This is a genomic window from Acrocarpospora macrocephala, assembly GCF_009687865.1.
GTDB classification, from domain to species: domain Bacteria; phylum Actinomycetota; class Actinomycetes; order Streptosporangiales; family Streptosporangiaceae; genus Acrocarpospora; species Acrocarpospora macrocephala.
Window position 1 is genome coordinate 175403 of sequence record NZ_BLAE01000010.1, and the last position, 18805, is coordinate 194207.

At 66.8% G+C, this 18805-nt stretch carries 18 protein-coding genes; 3 read left to right on the top strand and 15 right to left on the bottom strand.

Translation table 11 applies throughout. The features are described 5' to 3' along the window. The 6 genes from Amac_RS10160 to Amac_RS10185 are packed head-to-tail and all read right to left on the bottom strand — an operon-like array spanning position 1 to position 6742. Positions 1 to 1158: an FAS1-like dehydratase domain-containing protein gene (locus Amac_RS10160; RefSeq protein WP_155354062.1), complete on the bottom strand. Its 1158-nt coding sequence runs from the start codon at positions 1156 to 1158 to the stop codon at positions 1 to 3. A gap of 18 nt (positions 1159 to 1176) precedes the next feature. Then, positions 1177 to 2238: an ABC transporter ATP-binding protein gene (locus Amac_RS10165; protein WP_155354063.1), complete on the bottom strand. Its 1062-nt coding sequence runs from the start codon at positions 2236 to 2238 to the stop codon at positions 1177 to 1179. Next, the gene (locus Amac_RS10170; protein WP_155354064.1) at positions 2235 to 3236 is read right to left on the bottom strand and encodes an ABC transporter ATP-binding protein; all 1002 of its coding nucleotides are present in this window, start codon (positions 3234 to 3236) and stop codon (positions 2235 to 2237) included. The genes Amac_RS10165 and Amac_RS10170 overlap by 4 nt, the downstream gene beginning before the upstream one ends. Positions 3237 to 3278: 42 nt before the next feature. Beyond that, positions 3279 to 4157, bottom strand: coding sequence for an ABC transporter permease (locus Amac_RS10175; protein ID WP_155354065.1), 879 nt, complete (start codon positions 4155 to 4157; stop codon positions 3279 to 3281). Then, the gene (locus Amac_RS10180) at positions 4157 to 5104 is read right to left on the bottom strand and encodes an ABC transporter permease (protein ID WP_155354066.1); all 948 of its coding nucleotides are present in this window, start codon (positions 5102 to 5104) and stop codon (positions 4157 to 4159) included. The genes Amac_RS10175 and Amac_RS10180 overlap by 1 nt, the downstream gene beginning before the upstream one ends. A 36-nt stretch (positions 5105 to 5140) precedes the next feature. After that, positions 5141 to 6742 carry an ABC transporter substrate-binding protein gene (locus Amac_RS10185; RefSeq protein WP_155354067.1) on the bottom strand — a complete coding sequence of 534 codons (1602 nt, stop codon included), beginning with the start codon at positions 6740 to 6742 and terminating at the stop codon, positions 5141 to 5143. Between the two features lie 362 nt (positions 6743 to 7104). Here Amac_RS10185 and ccrA point away from each other — a divergent pair, with 362 nt between their 5' ends. Further along, on the top strand, positions 7105 to 8346 hold the full coding sequence (ccrA, locus tag Amac_RS10190; RefSeq protein ID WP_155354068.1) for a crotonyl-CoA carboxylase/reductase: 1242 nt from the start codon (positions 7105 to 7107) through the stop codon (positions 8344 to 8346). A 322-nt stretch (positions 8347 to 8668) separates the two neighbouring features. Here ccrA and Amac_RS10195 read toward each other — a convergent pair whose 3' ends face one another. Next, positions 8669 to 9025, bottom strand: coding sequence for an ArsR/SmtB family transcription factor (locus Amac_RS10195; protein WP_155349023.1), 357 nt, complete (start codon positions 9023 to 9025; stop codon positions 8669 to 8671). A gap of 152 nt (positions 9026 to 9177) precedes the next feature. Next, a complete protein-coding gene (locus Amac_RS57230; RefSeq protein WP_281356261.1) occupies positions 9178 to 9306 on the bottom strand; it encodes a hypothetical protein in 129 nt (42 codons plus the stop codon). Positions 9307 to 9567: 261 nt separating this feature from the next. Between Amac_RS57230 and Amac_RS10200 the strand changes: the two genes are divergently transcribed. Continuing rightward, positions 9568 to 9792: a Rossmann-fold NAD(P)-binding domain-containing protein gene (locus tag Amac_RS10200; RefSeq protein WP_155354069.1), complete on the top strand. Its 225-nt coding sequence runs from the start codon at positions 9568 to 9570 to the stop codon at positions 9790 to 9792. Between the two features lie 25 nt (positions 9793 to 9817). Here Amac_RS10200 and Amac_RS10205 read toward each other — a convergent pair whose 3' ends face one another. From Amac_RS10205 to Amac_RS10235, 7 genes are all read right to left on the bottom strand, one after another. Continuing rightward, the gene (locus Amac_RS10205) at positions 9818 to 10474 is read right to left on the bottom strand and encodes a DedA family protein (protein WP_170322418.1); all 657 of its coding nucleotides are present in this window, start codon (positions 10472 to 10474) and stop codon (positions 9818 to 9820) included. Positions 10475 to 10608: 134 nt separating this feature from the next. After that, positions 10609 to 11763, bottom strand: coding sequence for a glycosyltransferase family 4 protein (locus Amac_RS10210; RefSeq protein WP_155354071.1), 1155 nt, complete (start codon positions 11761 to 11763; stop codon positions 10609 to 10611). A 43-nt stretch (positions 11764 to 11806) separates the two neighbouring features. Then, positions 11807 to 12664, bottom strand: a complete 858-nt coding sequence (locus tag Amac_RS10215) for an SGNH/GDSL hydrolase family protein (protein ID WP_155354072.1) — start codon at positions 12662 to 12664, stop codon at positions 11807 to 11809. Positions 12665 to 12675: 11 nt separating this feature from the next. Next, positions 12676 to 13839 (bottom strand): glycosyltransferase, encoded by a 1164-nt coding sequence (locus Amac_RS10220; protein WP_155354073.1) that lies wholly within the window; start codon positions 13837 to 13839, stop codon positions 12676 to 12678. A gap of 318 nt (positions 13840 to 14157) precedes the next feature. Beyond that, positions 14158 to 15288: an MDR/zinc-dependent alcohol dehydrogenase-like family protein gene (locus Amac_RS10225; RefSeq protein ID WP_155354074.1), complete on the bottom strand. Its 1131-nt coding sequence runs from the start codon at positions 15286 to 15288 to the stop codon at positions 14158 to 14160. 33 nt (positions 15289 to 15321) lie between these two features. Then, positions 15322 to 16284, bottom strand: coding sequence for an ester cyclase (locus tag Amac_RS10230; protein WP_170322420.1), 963 nt, complete (start codon positions 16282 to 16284; stop codon positions 15322 to 15324). Between the two features lie 109 nt (positions 16285 to 16393). Next, positions 16394 to 16894, bottom strand: a complete 501-nt coding sequence (locus Amac_RS10235; protein WP_170322421.1) for a TetR/AcrR family transcriptional regulator — start codon at positions 16892 to 16894, stop codon at positions 16394 to 16396. 260 nt (positions 16895 to 17154) lie between these two features. On the opposite strand from Amac_RS10235, the gene Amac_RS10240 reads away from it, so the two are divergent. Further along, entirely contained in the window at positions 17155 to 18798 is a 1644-nt protein-coding gene (locus Amac_RS10240) for an AMP-binding protein (protein ID WP_155354076.1), read from the top strand. Positions 18799 to 18805: the final 7 nt, after the last annotated feature.

Sequence of the window (18805 nt, forward strand, 5' to 3'; positions counted from 1 at the left end):
CTAGTCCCGCGGCAACAGCACTTCTGCTGTCCCCTTCGACAGAACGTCGTCCTTCTGGTTCGTCATGACGTACGCGATGTTCACCGCCCCCTGCCCCGCGACCATCGACGCTTCCTTGCCCGTGACCGTGCCACGCAGATACGTCACATCCCCGGAAAGCGCCGGACCCCGATACTGCGCCTTCGAATGGGCGACAAACCCCCACTCCCCCGCCCACGAGGAGAGATAGTCGAGAATCCAGGCCCCCATCGAAGCGCCATACCCGTACGGCCGGGGCATACCGATCCGCCGGGCATACCGCTCGAACAGGTGCCCGCGCGACGCCCCGTAGTACGCCCCGTCACCGAACTCAGGGTCAAGGTCGACATCCCCGGTCACCGACATCTCCGCGGTGAACCCCCGGTCCTCCGTCGGCACGTACTCCTCGCGGAACATCGTGTTCCAGGCGTTCATGGTGTAAGCACGCCACTCCGTGGTAAACGACACGACGCTGTGCGGACCGATCACCTTCGCCGGCAGCTCGTCGCCTTCGTTCACCTCGTCCCAGCTCCGCCGCCCATGACCGAGACCGCGGATCGTCGCGATGTACGCCTCCTTCTCCTTGGTGAGACGAGCCAGGTCCTCGTCACTCCACTCCGTCTCCTCTTCGAGACCCGCGTAGGCGCCGGTGCCCCGCGCCGCCGCCGGACGATAGCGGATGGCGCTCGATCGCTGGAGGGCGATCTTCTCGCCGCGCTGGTTGGTGTAGTGATTGTCCCCACGCTGGATGATGGTCGGCCCGGCGAAGCGCGTCTCCGTCAGCCGGTAGTCGAAGGCCATCTGCTCCACGGTCACCATGTCCCCGGCGACGATGCGCGGCCCGAAGAACCACCATTCGTCCCCGCCGAACAGCATGTGCGACTCTGGGATCTTGCCCTGCAGGGCAGGACGAGCGCCATGACCGGCGTCGCACACGACGGTGAAGGACTGCGGGGCGACGATGCCGCCGAACCGGCTCTCGGCCGCGTATTCGGCGTCGTAGTAGAGCGGGTTGGGGTGGCGCATCGCCTGCGCCCACCGCCGGATGTCGTTCACATGGATCGGTTCGACGGCGCCGCTGCGACCGAGGGGCACCCCGATGTAGCGGTCGATGTCGGACGTGTCAAGAGAACTGGTCATTTCTTGCCTCCTGAGCGTTCAGGGCTTGACATTGGCGTGCACGGGCTCAGCGGCACGGGACCGCGGCTCGATCTCCAGGACGGACCTGCCGTGCAGGCGGGGGCCACGGTCGTGCAGGTGGCAGGCCACCCCTCCGCCCGCCATCGGGATCATGGGCGGATCCACCTCCCGGCAGACGTCCATCGCGTACGGGCAGCGCGTATGGAACCGGCAGCCCGGCGGCGGCGCGAGCGGACTGGGAATGTCACCATCGAGGACGATCCGGTCCCGCCGTCGCTGAACGACCGGATCGGGCACGGGGATGGCGGAAAGCAGCGCTTCGGTGTAGGGATGCCGGGGCTGGGTGTAGACCTGCTCCGCCTCCCCAATCTCGACAATCCGGCCCAGGTACATGACGGCGATGCGGTCGCTGATGTGCCGCACGACCGCGAGATCGTGAGAGATGAAGAGCAGCGCGATCCCGAACTCCTGCTGGATGTCCTCCAGCAGGTTGATCACCTGTGCCTGGATGGACACGTCGAGCGCGCTGACCGGCTCGTCGCAGACGAGGAGGTCGGGACTGGGCGCGAGCGCACGCGCGATGCAGATGCGCTGGCGCTGCCCGCCGGAGAACTCGTAGGGGAAGCGGCGCAGATGCCGGGCCTGCAGCCCGACCGTTTCGAGCAGCTCGACGACCGCGTCGTCCCGCGCCCTGCCTCGCAGTCCCCGATGCACGCGGAGCGGCTCGCCGACGCTGTCGGCCACGGTGGCCTGCGGATCCAGCGACGAGTAGGGGTCCTGGAAGATCATCTGCATGCGTGCGCGAGTCCGGCGCAGCGCCCCGCTGTCCAGCGAGAGGATGTCCACCCCGTCGAAGTGCACGCTCCCCGCGCTGGGCTCGATCAACCGCAGCACGGCGCGCCCGGTCGTCGACTTCCCTGATCCGCTCTCGCCGACCAATCCGAGGGTTTCCCCCCGATGGATCTCGAAATCGACCCCATCGACGGCTCTGACCTGCGCGGTGACCCGCCCGAACAGTCCGCTTCTGACGGGGAAGTGCTTCTGCAGGCCTTGGACCTTGACGAGCGTCTCGTCACTCATGAGGTACCTCCCAGGACCAGGTCCTTCGAGCGGACACAGCGCGTCGCCCGCGGTCCGTACGACGTCAGCGGGACCGGGGCGGCGCGGCACTCGTCGGCCGCGTACCTGCAGCGGGTTTCGAACCTGCACCGATCGGCTACGCTCGCCGCTTCCGGCACCACACCCGGGATCGGCACGAGCCGATCGGTCGGCTTGCCGTGCTGGGGCATCGCGAGGAGCAGTCCCTCGGTGTAGGGGTGCAGCGGCCGTTCGAACAGCTCGTATACGGTGGCCGACTCCACGATCTGGCCCGCGTACATGACCGCGACCCGGTCGCAGATGTCGGCGACCACGCCGAGGTCATGGGAGATGAACAGCATCGCCATGTTGAACTCTTGTTGCAGCCCGCGCAGGAGGGTCAGGATCTGCGCCTGGACCGTGACGTCGAGGGCTGTCGTGGGTTCGTCCGCGATCAGCAGCTTCGGGCTGCAGGCCAGCGCGCCGGCGATCATCGCCCGCTGCAGCATTCCGCCGGAGAAGCGGTGCGGGTAGTCCCTGAGGCGCTGCCGCGCGCCGGGGATCCCGACCAGGTCGAGGAGTTCGGCGGCCCGGTCGCCGGCCTGCTTTCTGGTCACCTTGCGGTGCGCGCGGATCGCCTCGACGAGCTGGTCGCCGATCGTGAAGGCCGGGTTCAGCGCGGTGAGCGGCTCCTGGAAGATCATCGCGATGTGGTTGCCGCGCACCTTGCGCATCTGCGGCTCGTCCAGCGCGAGCAGGTCCTGCCCCTCGAACAGAATCCGCCCCGCGGCGATCCGTCCGGGCGGCGTGGGGATGAGCCGCATGATCGACATCGCCGTGACGCTCTTGCCCGAGCCGCTCTCCCCCACCAGCCCCATCGTCTCCCCGGCCCGCACGGAGAAACTGACATCGTCCACCACCCGTGACCATCCGTGCCCGGTGGCGAACTCCACGGCGAAGTTCTCAACGGACAGGAGAGGATCGGCCCTGACTTCGTCCATTACTTCCTCATTCACGATGAGCGTTGTCATGCTGACGACCTCTCAACTGGTCCGAATCTCCCGACCCAACGAGTCCCGCAGTGCGTCAGCCAGAACGTTGAGCGCCAGGACGGTCAGCGCGATCGCGACACCGGGAATGAAGATCTGCCAACCGGCGGTGTAGACGTAGGTGTAGCTGCTGGAGAGCATCCGCCCCCAACTGGGGCTCGGCGGCTGGACACCCAGGCCGAGGAACGACAGGGCCGCCTCCGCCAGCAGCGCGAACCCCATGGTGACCGCGGCCTGGACGATGAGGGGCGAGGCGATGTTGTGCAGCACCCGGTGGCGGATGATGTCGAAGGTCGGTGTGCCGATCGACCTCGATGCCTCTATATAGGTCTCTTCCCGGACCGCCAGGACCTGCCCTCGGATGAGCCGGAGGAATGTGGGGAGGAAGACGACCGCGAGCGCGATGGTGGCGTTGCGCAGGCCCGGTCCGAGGACGGCGCTGATCGTCAGTGCCAGCACGAGGGCGGGCAGGGTCTGGACGGCGTCCGCGAAACGCATGATCACCGTGTCCAGCGGACCCTTGACGTACCCGCTCACCAGCCCCAGCGGCAGGGCGATCAGCAGCGAGAGGCCGACTGAGGCGACACCGGCGATGAGGGACACCCGCGCTCCGTACATCATCCGGCTGAGGATGTCGCGCCCGATGTCATCGGTGCCGAGCCAGTGCGCGGCCGACGGTTGCTGGTTGATCGCCGCGAGCGTCTGCTCCAGCGGATCGTATGGGGCGATCAGCGGAGCACCGAAGGCGACGGCTGTGAGCAGCACCAGATACGCCGCCGCGATCACGCCGCTCCGGTTGCGCGAGAACCGGAGCCAGAACGTCGATCGCCTCTCCATGGTCAGACCGGGAACGATGGCAGTGGCTGTGGTCATCACTCTTGCCTCAACTTCGGGTTCACGAATCCGTAGGAGATGTCGACGAGGAAATTGATCAACACCACCAGGAGGGCGATGACGAGCACCGCGCCCTGCACCACAGGCAGGTCCAGCGTGAAGACCGAATCGTAGATGTACTTTCCGACGCCCGGGATACCGAAGATCTGCTCGACGATGACCGTGCCGCCCAGCAGGTAGGCGACCTGCACGCCGAGCAGCGTCAGGATCGGCATGACCGCGTTCTTCAGCGCGTGCTTGGCGACGATCCTGCGCGGTGACAGGCCGCGGGCCTTCGCCGTACGGACATAGTCCATGTTCATGACGTCGATGAGCGAGCCGCGGAGTTGGCGGGCGACAACAGCCGCGCCAGCGGCGCCGAGCGCGACGGAGGGCATCGTGATGCTCTGGAGCCAGCCGGTCGGCGATTCCGAGATGGAGGTGTAGCCGATCGCCGGGAACCACCCGAGGTTGACGGCGAACACCACGATGAGGATGAGGGCGATCCAGAAGCTCGGCATGGCGATCCCGACACTCGCCCCGCCCTGCACCAGCCGGTCGACCCAGGTGCCCCGGCGCAGCGCGGCCGCGATCCCGCCCGCCAGGCCGCCGACGATCGTGACGACCAGCGCGCCGATCGCCAGGCTGATGGTCACCGGGAAGCGCCGCAGCAGCTCGGTCGTCACTGGCACGTGCATGTACAGCGAGGTGCCGAGGTCTCCGTGCAGCACGCCCGACAACCAGGTCCAGTACTGGACCAGCGGCGCTTCGTTCAGCCCGAGCTCGGTGCGGATCGCCTCGATGCGCTCGGGCGACGCCGACTCGCCGGCGAGCGTGACGGCGGCGTCGCCCGGGATCAGGTAGGTCAGCCCGAAGATCCCGATCGAGACGATGAGCAGTACCGGGAGGAGGCTGATCAGGCGCTTCACGATGTATTGGATCGGCACGGGCCAACCTCCTCCTGGTGAGTTGCCGACATCGGCCTACGTCTTCTTGATGAAGATCGACGAGAAGTCGGCGCCGGTGCACGCGTTGCCGTAGTCCCGCAGGGCGCCGTCCTTGAAGCCCACCCGAGCGGAGTAGCCCCACGTCGAGGGTGTGTACGCGACGCCGATCTCGCGCGCTTCCTCGACGATGATCTTCGATGCCTGCTGGAGGCCGGTGTTGATCTCGGCTTGATCGGTCGAGCCTTGGACACCGTAGACGATGTCGTTCAGGGCGGGGTTGCTATATTTGCTGGTGTTGAGTACGCCTACCGGGCCGTACAGGCTGAGAAAGGTCAGGGTCGGGTCGGTGCGCGGAATCCACCAGTTCTGGCCGGCGTTCGTTTTCTTGTCGATGTGGTAGTCCTGGGTCATGTTCGGCCCGGGCACGATCGTGAGATTGACGCCGATGTCCGCGAGATTTGATTTCAGCACTTCAGCCGAGCGTGCGGAGGGCCCGGTCGGGAATGCCTGCATCGTCATGGCGAAGCCGTTGGGATATCCGGCTTCGGCCAGCAGCTGCTTGGCTTTGGCCGGGTCGAACGTGTAATAGTTTTCGAGGGCCGGGTCATGGCCCGGGAAACCCTTGGGGAAGATCTGCCATTTCGGCGCCGCGGTCGGGCCGAAGATCGTCTTGGCCACCTCGGCTCGGTTGAACGCGTAGTTCAGGGCCTGGCGCACCTTCAGGTTGTCCAAGGGCGGGTCATGCAGGCTGGTGTTGAGGTTCACGTAGTACGCGGAGTCCGAGGTGTTGACCTGTGCTCCGGTTCTCGGGTTCGCCTTGAGCGCGTCTATTCCCTCCAGGTCGACGAATCCCAGATCGAGGTTGTCGGCGAGCAGGGCGTTACGGACCGCGGCCACATCGGTGAGATGCACGAAGTCGATTCCGGCGTAGGGGAACTGGTCCGGGTCGAAATAGGCGTCGTGCCTTCTGAGTTTCATCGACTCGCCCGGGCGCCATTCGGCCACCTTGAACGGCCCGGCGCCGATCGGCGTGGTGCCAAGCGTGCCGTCGGCGATGGAGGCGGGGGCGGGGATCATGCCTTCACGGCCGGCGAACGTCGCCAGGAGTCCACCGGCGGCGGGCCGCGACGTGCGGATTCGCACAGTCTTGTCGTCCACGGCTTCGGCGTCCACGATCGCCTCAAGCGATCCGGCGTAGGCGGAATCCTTGGCGCGATTGCGATCGATTCCGGCCTTCACGGCCTTGGCGTCGAACACCTCGCCGTTGTGGAACTTCATGTTCGCGCGGATGTGCAGATCGAGCGTTTTCTCATCGACGACGTCCCAGCTCTCGACCAGCCCCGGCTTGATGGTCCGGTCCGGAGCGAGGGTGATGAGCGTGCCGAAAATGAGGCGGCCGAGCAGGATGTCGCATCCCGAGATGGACTTGACCGGGTCGAAACTGCCGCTCAGTGAGGGTGTGGTGAGCCCCGCGGCCGCCCGCAGGATCCCCTCGCGGTCGGCACTCGCGAGCCCGGTGCTCCCGCTTGGACTGGAGGCCTGTGTCTGCGCGTTCGAACACGCGGCGAGCGGGATCGTTAACGTGAGGAGCACCCCGACCGTGCCCTGCCCCACCTTTGTGCTGAATATTCGAGTCATGCTGTGTAGCTCCTCCGCCACCTGGCTCTGAGTCACCGCTAGCTGTGTCGGGCGGTAGGTGCGTCGAACAGACCTCCGCGATCGAATCGAACTCGACGTTTCTATGCTTCTCGAATCATCATCGCGTTCGTTCCACCATGGTGATAGTCGCCACAGCGGACGTCAAGTACTTTCGACGCGGATGTTTCGACAACGTTTCAACGGCTTACAGGACGCGGTCGGCCTCCCGTGGTATACGCGCCACTAGCGCTCTGACATGGCACGCGATCGCCGCGCCGCGCTGAGGTCGGACTTGACAGCGCTGGTCGGCGCACTGTTCGATGGTTCTCGAATGATCGTATAGAGGGAGGATCCAGGAAATCATGACGAGCGCTTTTCCGATCGGCAGCATCCCGCCTCTTGGTGAGGTGCCGCGGAGGATGCTCGCGCAGGTGGTCCGTCAGGACCGCATGGGCGAGCCGATTGACGCGTTCCAGATCGAGGAGATCGACACACCTTCTATCCAGGCGGACGAGGTGCTCGTCGCAGTCATGGCCGCGGGTATCAACTACAACAACGTCTGGGCCGCGCGCGGCATCCCGATCGACATCGTCGCGGCCCGCCAGAAGGCCGGCGCCACCGAGGATTTCCACGTGGGCGGCAGCGACGCCGCCGGAATCGTCTACGCCGTCGGCCCTGACGTCTCCAACGTCCAGATCGGCGACGAAGTCGTGATCCACCACGGCTGGTGGGACCGCGACGACCCCTGGGTCAAAGCCGGAAAAGACCCGATGACCGCGCCCAGCGCGAAGGTATGGGGATACGACGGCCCCAACTACGGCGCCTTCGGCCAGTTCACCGTCGCGCAGGCGCACCAGCTCATGCCCAAAGCCGACCATCTGACATGGGAGGAGGCCGCCGCTCCATCCCTCGTCGGCACCACCGCCTACCGGATGCTCTTCGGCTGGGAGGGCAACACCGTCCAAGCGGGCGACGTCGTCCTCATCTGGGGCGGCTCCGGCGGTTTGGGGACACAGGCGATCCAGCTCGCCAAGCTCGCGGGCGCGATCCCGGTCGCCGTCGTCTCCAACGCCGAAAAGGGCAAGTACTGCGTGTCGCTCGGGGCCGCGGGTTACATCGACCGCACCGAGTTCGACCACTGGGGCGTCCCCCCGCACTGGACGGACGGACCGGGCCAGAAGGCGTGGATGGCAGGCGCACGAGCGTTCGGCAACAAGATCTGGGAAATCGTCGGCGAACGCAAGAGCCCCGCGATCGTCTTCGAACATCCCGGCGAGGACACGATCCCCACATCGATCTTCGTTTGCGACGGCGGCGGAATGGTCGTCGTCTGCGCAGGCACAACCGGCTACAGCGCCGTGGTCGACCTCCGTTATCACTGGGTACGGCAGAAGCGGCTCCAGGGCTCACACGGCACCAACGACGCGCAGGCCAACGCCTACAACGACCTCGTCCGCGCGGGCAAGATCGACCCCTGCATGACCCGCGTCCTCCCCTTCGAGGAAATCGGCCGCGCCCACCAGGAAATGGACGCCGGCCAACTCGGCCTCGGCAACACCTCAATCCTCATCGGCGCCTCCACGCCAGGATTGGGCAGGAAATGACGAGTTCCATGGCGTTTCGCACATGCCATCGGAACCACCGGCCATGACGACTCTCGTCGCCGCGGGATCCGCGTGCGATGGGTCGTTGCTCCATGATCGAGCGGCAGCGTCAAGAGCGGGATGAACGCCCGGGAATGGTCGTCGGCGGCGCTGTCGCCGGGGACCTTCCCAGCGCGGGGCGCCCCTTCGCGGGCGACCCCGTCTCCGACCGACCTGCACGCGGGCGGGAAGATGGAGATCGTCTCCAGGATGACACGACGGCGCCGCACGCCACTGACCTATTCGCAGCTCTCCGCGATGACGTCACGCGCTGCGGGGCCGGTCACCGAGTTGATGCTGTTTGTTCCCCGCGCAGGCGTTCGAGGCGCAGTCGCTCAAGAAGGCCGGGAACGAAATAGTCGAAGACTTCGCGGCGAAGGTCGTAGTGGTAGAAGCGGCCTTCCTTGCGGACGTCGATGAGGCCGGCCTCGTAGAGGATCTTCACGTGATAAGAGATCGTCGACTTGGAGATCGGGAGGCGCTCGTCCAGGAGTGTGCATGCACACGTGTCATCGTCACCGAACATCGAGATGACGTCGAGGCGAAGTGGTTCGGAGAGCGCCCGGAACACGCTGATGTACTGATCAACCTGCGATCTCTCCAGGGGGGACGCGCCGAGCACGGCCTGTCCTCGTTTCACCGATGATTCCCCGTCATCTAGATTAAGTTACTCGCCAGTAAGACCTTGCGACACGGCTTATTTGCTTAATGGTACGCCGCGTATCCAGGCTGTCAAGTTTCTGCTTTCGTCGAAATCTCAACAAGCAGCACGCAGGGCCACCAGACCGAAGATCAGCGGTCGCCGCCGCCCAGGGCATCGGAGAGCGTACCGACGAGCAGCTGTCCCGTACTCAGGCCCAGGAGCATGCCGGTGAAGGCGAGCCGGGCCTGAAGATCGGTGACCTGGAGGCCGTCACGCAACTGCGGGCAGCGCCGGAAGGTACATGTCCACAGTGAGCGGCCCCAGCGCGATCAGAGCCCCCCAGAACCACCACAAAGCTCACGTACTTGCTGCCTGAGGCCACCATGGACCAGCTATTCGATGATTTGCGAATCATCTAAATATCGTGCCACTCCCCTACAACGTCTTTTCCGTCGCCTGCCATTCCGGCACGGCACGGGCCGCCAGATCGATGTGGATGTCCACGACGACCGGTCCGCGCGATCCGCGCGCTCTCCCGCATGGGCGTCCTCGTGGGCACCGTCGAGACCGCAGCCCTGCCGGCGCTGCTGGCCGCGACCGGTCCTGACGCGAAGGGCAGCGAGTTCTACGGCCCTCGGGGACGGAGCAACCTCGGCGGCGCTCCTGCCCGGCGAGACCTGTGGCCTCCGCCGCGCGGCATGGACGACGCCCGCAGGCTCTGGGAGGTCTCCGAAGGGCTGGTCGGCGTGCGATTCCCCGCCTGACCCCGATGCTGGAGCTCGATCACTCCTAGGGCTCGCGTGTGCCCACCGGCTGACGCCGTTCGTGCCGCCGCCGACGCAGTCGGCGCACCACCGGGATCGCCGCCGCGACCAGCGCGACCAGGGCGACCAGCGGCACGACGAGATCCAGGTTCCGGCGAATCACCCCGCCGGCGACCGAGCCCAGAATCAGGTAGCCGGTCACCCAGGCGGTCCCCCCGATCATGGCCCGTACCATGAACTTCCGGTAGGAGACACCAAACGCGCCCGCCAAGATCGGGGTGAGGGCATGTACCACCGGCATGAAGTAGGCGACCGCGAGAGCGGTGCCGCCGACGGCCAGGTCCGCCATCGCCCGCTCGGCGCGCTCCCAGCGTTCCCGCCCCACCCAGCCGCCAACACGACCCACGCGCAGCTGCGGGCCGAACCGGGAGCCGATCAGATAACCCCCGGATGCGCTGAGAAAGCACCCCACAATCCCCGCCGCGGCCACTCCGGCGATCTCCCACGGGCCATGCAGCGCCATGCCGGCGACAAGGAGCGCGGCGTCGCCGGGCACCAGCAGGCCGACCAGCAGCGTGCCCTCCATGGCGAGCAGAAATAACAGGGTCAACCCGACTATGGCGGGGCTTTCCCGATCCAGCGCCGACAACAGCGTTGCGATGAACTCCGGTAACTCGCTCATCGCGCCCACCGCGGACGAGCGTGTGTTTGGGTCATGCTCCCTATATATGCGCATCCCGCGCCCGTCGCTTCGGCCAGAACCCTGAGATGAACCCTGAGACGGACCCTGAGATCACGGCCTCCTGGGCATCGGATCTACGACATCAGACTCTGGTGAGGCCGCAGCCGGTCCGGCGCCTCCGAAGGACTCTCATCCCCTTCGAGGACCGACTCGTAGTGCTCGACGAGCCGCTCGCAGAGGGCGGTCCACGTGCTGGCCAGCACGGACTCCCGGGTTTGCGCGCTCATCCGGGATCGCGCGGCGGGATCCGCCACCAGGTGCTCCACCGCCTCCCGCATCAGAGCGGGCGATTCCGGCGGGTAGAGCAGACCGTTGTGCCCCGGCCGTACGAGGTCCAGCGGGCCGCCCGCGGCCGCCGCGACGACCGGGACTCCGGCCGCCAGCGCTTCCTGCACGGCCTGGCAGAAGGTCTCGTTGGCGCCCGTGTGCACGAACACATCGAACGAGGCGAGGATCCGCGACAGGTCCTCGCCGGTGCGTAACCCGCAGAACACCGCGTCGGGGAGCCGGCGGCGCAGCGCCGGCGCGGCCGGGCCGTCCCCCACGACGACCAGCCTGACGCCCCGCAGGCCCGCCAGCTCGGTGAGCAGGTGCACGCGCTTGTCCGGAGAGAGGCGGCCGACGTAACCGACGATCACCTCGCCGTCCGGTGCGAGCTCCCGCCGCAGCTGCTCCGAGCGGTGGGCCGGGTTGAAACGGTCGAGATCCACGCCGCGGCCCCACAGCCGCAGCCGGGGAATCCGGCGCTCGACCAGCTCGGCCATCGTCGCGGTGGAGGGGGCGAGCGTGCGGGCCGCCCTGGTGTGGATATGTCGCAGCCAGGACCAGATCATGGCGTCCATCCCGCGCACGCCGTACTGCCGGGCGAAGCCGGCCAGGTCGGTCTGGAAGACGGCGACGGCGGGGACGCCGAGCTGGACGGCGGCGGTCACGCCCGCCGCTCCCACGACCGTGGGGGAGGCCAGATGGATGATGTCGGGCTTGAAATCCGTCAGCACCGTGCTGATCCGCCGGCTCGGCAGCCCCACCCGGAACGACCGGTAGAACGGCGGTTGGAATGCCGGGGTGGCGTGGACGGGGAACCCGGCGTAGGTGCCCGGTGCACGGCACGGGGCGATCACGGTCGCCTGGTGGCCCCGGTCCGCGAGATGCTCCAGAACCCGGCAGACCGAGTTCGTCACCCCGTTGACCTGAGGGAGAAAGGATTCGGAGACGATGGCGACTCTCATGCGGGGTCTCCCTTGGTCGTGCCGTTCGGCGAAGGGTGGGTGCTCATGCCGGGGGTAGGCAGATGCGGCGCAGGACGGGCTCCAGTTCCGCCTGGAACCGGTCGTCCAGCACAGTCGTCCGCCCTCGTACGGCGTGCCAGGCCTCACTGAGGACGAGCGTGCCGAGCCGGGGCAGGAAGTCCCTCGCCCGTCGTACGACCCAGCCGGTGCCCTCGACCGCCATCCAGCGGGCGCTCGCCCACGCCGTGGCGCTCGCCCCGGATGGTTCCTCCTCCGGCATCGCACGGACGGGGAACCCGCGAGCGGCCAGCTCGGCGGCGAACAGCCGGGCCAGCAGATGGTGGCCGCGCACGCTTGGATGCAGGCGGTCGACGCTCCACATCCGGCGTTCGTACAGGGCGGGATGGGCGGCCAGGTCGACGTGGACCGTCCCGTACGTCTCCGCCAGCCCATCGAGGATCATGTTGATCGCGCGCATCCGCCGGGTCAGCGGTCGTCGTACGAGGTCGGGGACGCCGAGCATCAGGCCGGGGTCGGGCAGGCGGGCGGTGAGGACGGTGGCGCCCGTACGGCGCAGTCCGCCCACCACCGTCTCCAGATCGTGGGCGATCGCGGGCAGCGAGAAGTCGCCCCGCAGCGTGTCGTTGACCCCGGCCAGCACAGCGGCCAGCGTCGGCCGCAGGGACAGTGCCCGGGGAAGCTGGCCGGTGGCGAGATCCCGGCAGGTCGCCCCGCTGTTCGCGAGGTTGTCGAATGCCACCTGCTCGCGGGAGCCGAGCGCGTCCGCCAGCAGCCGGGCGTAGCCCCGCCAGCCGCCGCCGGGCAGCGGGTCGCCCAGCCCTTCGGTCACCGAGTCGCCAAGCGCGACCAGTCGCGTCGTCGTCATCGTCAGCTCTGCCATCGCCGTCGTGGTCACTGTCGATCTCCGCTGCGCACCGGGGGCGCGGGCAACCCGTGGGCCTGCAGGAACCCGGCCGCGGAGGAGGGCCAGCCGAACCGTGTCGCCTGGCGGCGGGCCGCGGTGCGACGGTCCTCCTCGTCGCGGGCCAGCAGCCGCTCGATCGCGTCGGCGTACGCCTCAGGACCACCTTGGACGGCGATCCCCGCGTCACCGATCACCTCGGGAAGGGCGCTGTGCGCGGACACGACGACGGGCGTTCCGGCGGCCAGGGCCTCCAGTGCCGCCAGGCCGAACGTCTCGACGGGCCCGGGTGCGATGGCGACATCCGCCCCGGCCAGCAGGCGTGCGACCTCGTCACGGTCGGCGACGTGCCCGAGGAACCGGACCGGCAGCCCGCCGGCCAGCTTTTCCAGGGCGCGCCGCCGGGGGCCGTCTCCGGCGACCACGAGCACCGCCGGCACGCCCCGGCGGCGCAGCTCCCGCAGCGCCAGGATCGGCTGGTCCGGCCGTTTCTCCGCGGAGAGCCGGCTGCAGTGCACGAGCAGGTGCTCGCCGGGACCTGCCAGTGTTCGCCGCTGCGCCGGATCGCGTCGGCTGGGGGCGAAACGGGTCAGGTCGACGCCGAGCGGCACGCGAACAAGGTTGGGCACACCCAGCCGCCGGAACTCGGCGGACGCCCAATCGGTGGTGCAGATCACCACGTCGAACGAGCGGGCGGTGGCCAGGTTGAGCCGGTCCGCCAGGGTCCGGGTGAACGGGGTCGGCGGGCCGCCCGGGTCGCGTACGGCACGGGGAGTGAACAACCGCAGCAGGCCGTCGAGGCTCTCATGCGACACCATGGCGGAACGGACGCCGCGGGAGCGCGCCCAGTCGCCCGTCCAGCGGAGGGTCGTACGGTCCGACACCTCCAGCCGGTCGGGCTTCAGATCGTCGAGCAGGCGGGCGAGCGCTCGGCGGGCGGTGATGACGCGGTATCCACCGGTGGCCGGCACGACCGGCCCAGGCACGGTGACGACCAGCCCGGCCCGGGTCTCCCGGTGTCCGGGACGATCGCCTGGAACGACCAGGACCACGTCGTGCCCCGCAGCCGTGTAACCGGCACCCAGCTCTTCAAGGGCGGTCCGGAGGCCCCCCGAGCGAGGCGTGACGAAGTTGGCCAGTCTGACGATCCTCATGGTCCATCCGGGCATCGGAACGGGCACCTTGCTCCGATGGTGGACGGGGCTGCCGCCCGGACAGATAACCCCGTATGACCTGATCCTCAACCTTCTCTAAATAAAGCCGTCGATTCCGTCATGGCATGGGATAAATGAGGCAGAAGTCGCCTTGATCAAAGAGTGCCGACAGGTAAGCCGTGCTGGTCTCGGGGCTCCGTTTCTGCCGCGGCAGTCCTCCATACGCAGTTCGATCGGTGGTCGCTGATGACCAGAAGCTCCTCGAGGCATCCTGCGCCTCCTGGCTTCTGATGAGATTCGTCTGGTTGTGCGTTCGCTTCAGGCCCAGGTGTTGGGTCTGATGAGGTACTTTTCCCCGGTCCGCAACCGGCTGTAGCGGTCCAGCACCACTGGGTCGATCACGTCGAACAGTGAGATCTGGTCCGTGTACTCGCTCGCGAAGGTGGTGGTAAGCGACCGAACGACCCGCTCACGGAGTTCACCCTGCTTCTCCGCCCCGAGTCGCGTGAGTGTCGGCCACAACAACCAGCCGCTCAGCGACCAGGCGAACCCGAAGTCGCGGACGATCTCGGTCGGACGCGTGTCCAGGCTGCCGTAGCTGTAAACCCGCTTGTGGACGTCGGTCCCGTACGCGCTGTACTCGCCGGATTCAGCACGCGCTGCGGCCTCCATGCAGCTGAGGATTTGCCCAGCGAGGGTGCCGCCGCCGGTGGCGTCGAAGGCCACCATCGCACCGGTCGAAGAGATCGCAGCCGTCAAGTCCGCCCGGAAGGTGTCCGAGGTCGAATCGACGATGTATCGGGCCCCGATCTGCTCAAGGATCTCCCTTTGTGCGTCACTACGCACGATGTTGACCAACGCGACATCGTCCTCGATACACACTCGGTTCAGCATCCGCCCCAGATTCGACGCGGCCGCCGTGTGGACCAGGGCACGCTGTCCATCGGTGCGCATCGTCTCCAGGAAAGCCAGGGTGGTCATCGGATTGATGAACCAGGACGCACCCTGTACAGCGTCGACACCCTCCGGCAGTTCCTGACATGACCGTCGGTCCAGGAGGCGGTACTCCGAGTACATCGAGCCGCCGATCATCGACACCGTCTTGCCCAGCAGAGCTTGCGCGGCCTCGGAGTTCCCCGCAGCCACCACCTTGCCAGCACCTTCGTTGCCGACCGGCAAGGAGAGGTCGAGCCGTGCCGTGTTCCGTTGCAGCGCTTTGGGGCTGACCCATGCGGTGACGACCCGGTCCGCTCCCGTTCCGGACACCTCCAGTGTCGACATGTCCGCCTGGCCGAACAGGAGGCGCAGATCCGAAGGATTCAACGGGGTCGCCTCTACCTGGACCACGACGTCATCCGGACCGATGTCGTCCAGTACGACCTCGACGAACGACAGCCGCAACGCGCCGTCCGAGCTCACGAGCGAGCGCAACTGCAGCCCGGTGGTCATGCGTACATCCTCCTGATCATCGAGCGTCCTGGCTCACTCATCGCGAATGTCTGCGTTCAGCACGCCGTAGTCCTGGTACAGGCGCAGTTGATCGACGGTCTCCCAATGCTCCTGGAGTTGACCGTTCTCTACCCGGAAGATGTCGACGGACGAGGCGTCGTGATCCCTGCCGGTCGCGACCATAGTGCCGTCCCAAGCGGATCGGACGACGAACATGTTGCCCTCCGCCACGATATGGGTCGCATTCGCTCGCCCGTCCGGCTTCCGGGCTCGCGCGGACGACAGGGCATCGAGGAATGGTGCTCGGCCGTCGGGGATCCAGCCGGAGTTGGAGATGAGGTCCTCCGCGATGTATTCGGAGTCCTCCTTGCTGCCGGTGGCGAATACGCCGTCCCACAGTTTCTTCTGCAGCTCCCGTGAAATTGCGGGAGAACCCGCTCCCCCGTGCACACCGAAGTCGGTTCCGCTGCGCTCATCGAACAGTGCGGAGCCCGACGACGGCGCGCCGAGCATTTCCTGCCATGCTCCGGCTGCTGCCGCGATGGCTCCGATCTGCACCAGGATCCGGTACGTGTCGAAGACCTGCCAGTGCTCGACGATCAGGCCGTCCCGCACGCGGAAGATGTGAGAAGCCGAGGTGTCGACCTGAGCCCCGGAGGCAGGGTGTCCCGCGTACTCGTTGACGTGCCGGCCGGCCACCGTGGTCCGCACCGCGACCAGGTCCTCGTCCACGATGACGCCGATGTTCTCGTGCACGTCATGACGGAACCCGTCGAACGCCTGCGTCAGGCGCCGGTGGTACCGCTTGTATCCGGTTCGGGTCCGAGTACCGTTGTAGTCATAACTCAGGAAGTTCCGAGCGACGACCCCATCGAGATCAAGCTCGTCGCCCCGGTTGAGGGCGTCGAAGAATGCCCGGACTTGTTCGTCCGCCTGTTGCGCACGCGGATCGCGATGGAACCCGTCGAGGCTGTTCGCTGGAATGTCGTCTGTCATCGCATCCTTCTTCTGAGCGCTGGCCCACTGGAGACTGCTGGCGCCATGGCGGAACAATCGTCCGATATGTATCGCAATGATACAGTCGGGCGCAATGTCTCGCTCTCGCTCACTTCGTTGCCGGCCGCCTGGTATGCCCGAGCAACGCGGCGACCAGGTCCAGGCCGGTGTCGATCTCAGGATCCGTGCGCCCAAGCAGGGGTGCGTAGAGGTGGGCATCACACATACGGATGATCGCCAAGCCCAGGACGTCCGGAGGCAGCGACAGTTCGAGTCGTCCGGCGGCCTCCTCCTCCGCGAGCATGGCGGCGACGTTCCGCCCCGACACCTTCTCGACCGGTCCAGGAACCAGCAGGATCCGGACGATCACCAGGGGTTCGCGGCGGGAGAGCTCCTGGAGCGGCCGCGCCTCCGCGACTGCATGCATGAACCGATCCATCACCTCCACGATCCGCTCGGCTCCTCCGGGCGCGGTGGTGTGCTTGCGGGCGTAGGCGAACGTCCGGTCTGCCGCTTCGCCCAGTACGACGCTGAGCAGGTCCTCGCGTGCTCCGACCAAGCGGTACAGGGTCGAACGCCCGATGCCCACCTCGGTGGCGAGCGCGGACATGTCTAGGGGTCGTCCCGCCAGGTACTCCCGAGTTGCGGCAGCTAGCACGGCGTCTCGGGTGAGCGACGTTCCTAGTCGCTTCGGGGGGGCTTCGAAGTTCACGTCGGATGTGGCCACGAGTTCAGTATGAGGCGTTGCGTCGCGATGTGCCAATGTGAAACACTCGCGCTATCTGTGCCAAGCGGTCCACTTTTCCGTAAAAACAGCACATGGATTCAGCAAGAAATGATCTTGCTACTGAAAGTTGGTGGCAGCACCGCATGGACAAGCCTTGGCTCCTCCAGTACAACGACGGAGTTCCCGCGGACATCACCGCAGAGTACGAACACGGAGTTGCGATGCTCGATGCAGCCGTGACGGCCGACCCCCAGGCCCCGGCGATCAAGTACTTCGACGGCGTGCTCTCGATCTCCGAGCTCGCCGACGCGGCCGATGCCCTCGCTCACCATCTGATCCACCACGGGTTCCGGCCGGCCGACCGCTTGGCGATCTTCGCTCAGAACGATCCCGCTTTCGTGATCGGTCTATTGGCCGCGTGGAAGGCCGGCGGAGCCGCGGTCCCCGTCAATCCGATGAACCGCGTCGGGGAACTCCGACACATCTTGAGCGATTCGGGTGCGGTAGCGATCCTCACTCTGGACCACCTCCACCGCGACGTCGTGCGTGCAGCTTTGCTCGAGGCGTCCAGCTCTGTCGAAACCGTGATCACCTACAGCGATCACGACCATCAGTCACGCGACGACTTCCGAGTGCTGTCGCCAATCGGGTCCGACGCCGTCGATGCGGGGGTGTCAGACCTCAGCGAAGTCGTGCGTCTTTTCTCCGGCCGCGGAGCGCCGTCGGTCCCGCTCCAGAAGCATGACCCGGCGACCATCACCTACACGTCCGGGACGACCGGTCGCCCGAAGGGCGCGATCAACACCCACGGCAACCTGATGGCGAATGCTGCGACCCTCCGCGTGTGGGCGGACCTTCGTCCCGGCGATTCCGTGCTCGCCATCGCGCCGCTGTTCCACATCACCGGCCTCGTCGCTCACGCGGTCCTCGCTCTGGCGTCAAGGTCCCAACTCGTTCTCACCCACCGTTTCCATCCCGAAGTCATGCTCGAGGCGATCCGCGAACACGCCCCGACGTTCACGGTCGGCGCCATCACCGCGTTCATCGCGTTGAGCAACGCAGCGGGCGTCGACCGGTCCGACTTCGCTTGCTTCTCTCGCGTGTACTCCGGTGGGGCTGCCGTTCCCCCGGCAGTTGCAGAAGAGTTCGAGTCCCGGTTCGGCGTGTACATCCACAATGCTTATGGACTCACCGAGACGTCGTCTGTCACCCACTTCGTCCCCTTCGGCACCCGGGCACCGGTCGATGAGGAGTCCGGCGCCCTGTCGATCGGCGTCCCGGTCTCCTCGACGATCGCGAGGATCCTCGACGAGGAAGGCCGTGCACTCCCGCCGCGGAGTGTCGGCGAGCTGGCCATCTCCGGGCCGCAAGTCACTCCTGGGTACTGGCAGAACGCAGAGGCGACCGCGACAGCACTGCCGGACGGCGAACTGCGGACCGGTGACATCGCTTTCATGGACGAAGCCGGCCGCTTCTACATCGTCGACCGCAAGAAGGACATGATCAACGCCTCCGGTTACAAGGTGTGGCCGCGAGAGGTCGAGGACGTCCTCTACAGTCATGGCGCGGTCCGCGAAGCAGCGGTCGTCGGAGTTCCGGACCCCTATCGCGGAGAAACCGTTCGCGCGTACGTGTCGCTGTCCGATTCGAACGTCACGACCGACGAGATCATCGAGTACTGTCGGGGCCTGCTGGCCGCGTACAAGTACCCGCGAGAGGTCATCATTCTCGACGAGCTTCCGAAGACCGTCACCGGCAAGATCCTCCGACGCGAACTGCGGCAGTAACGGATCT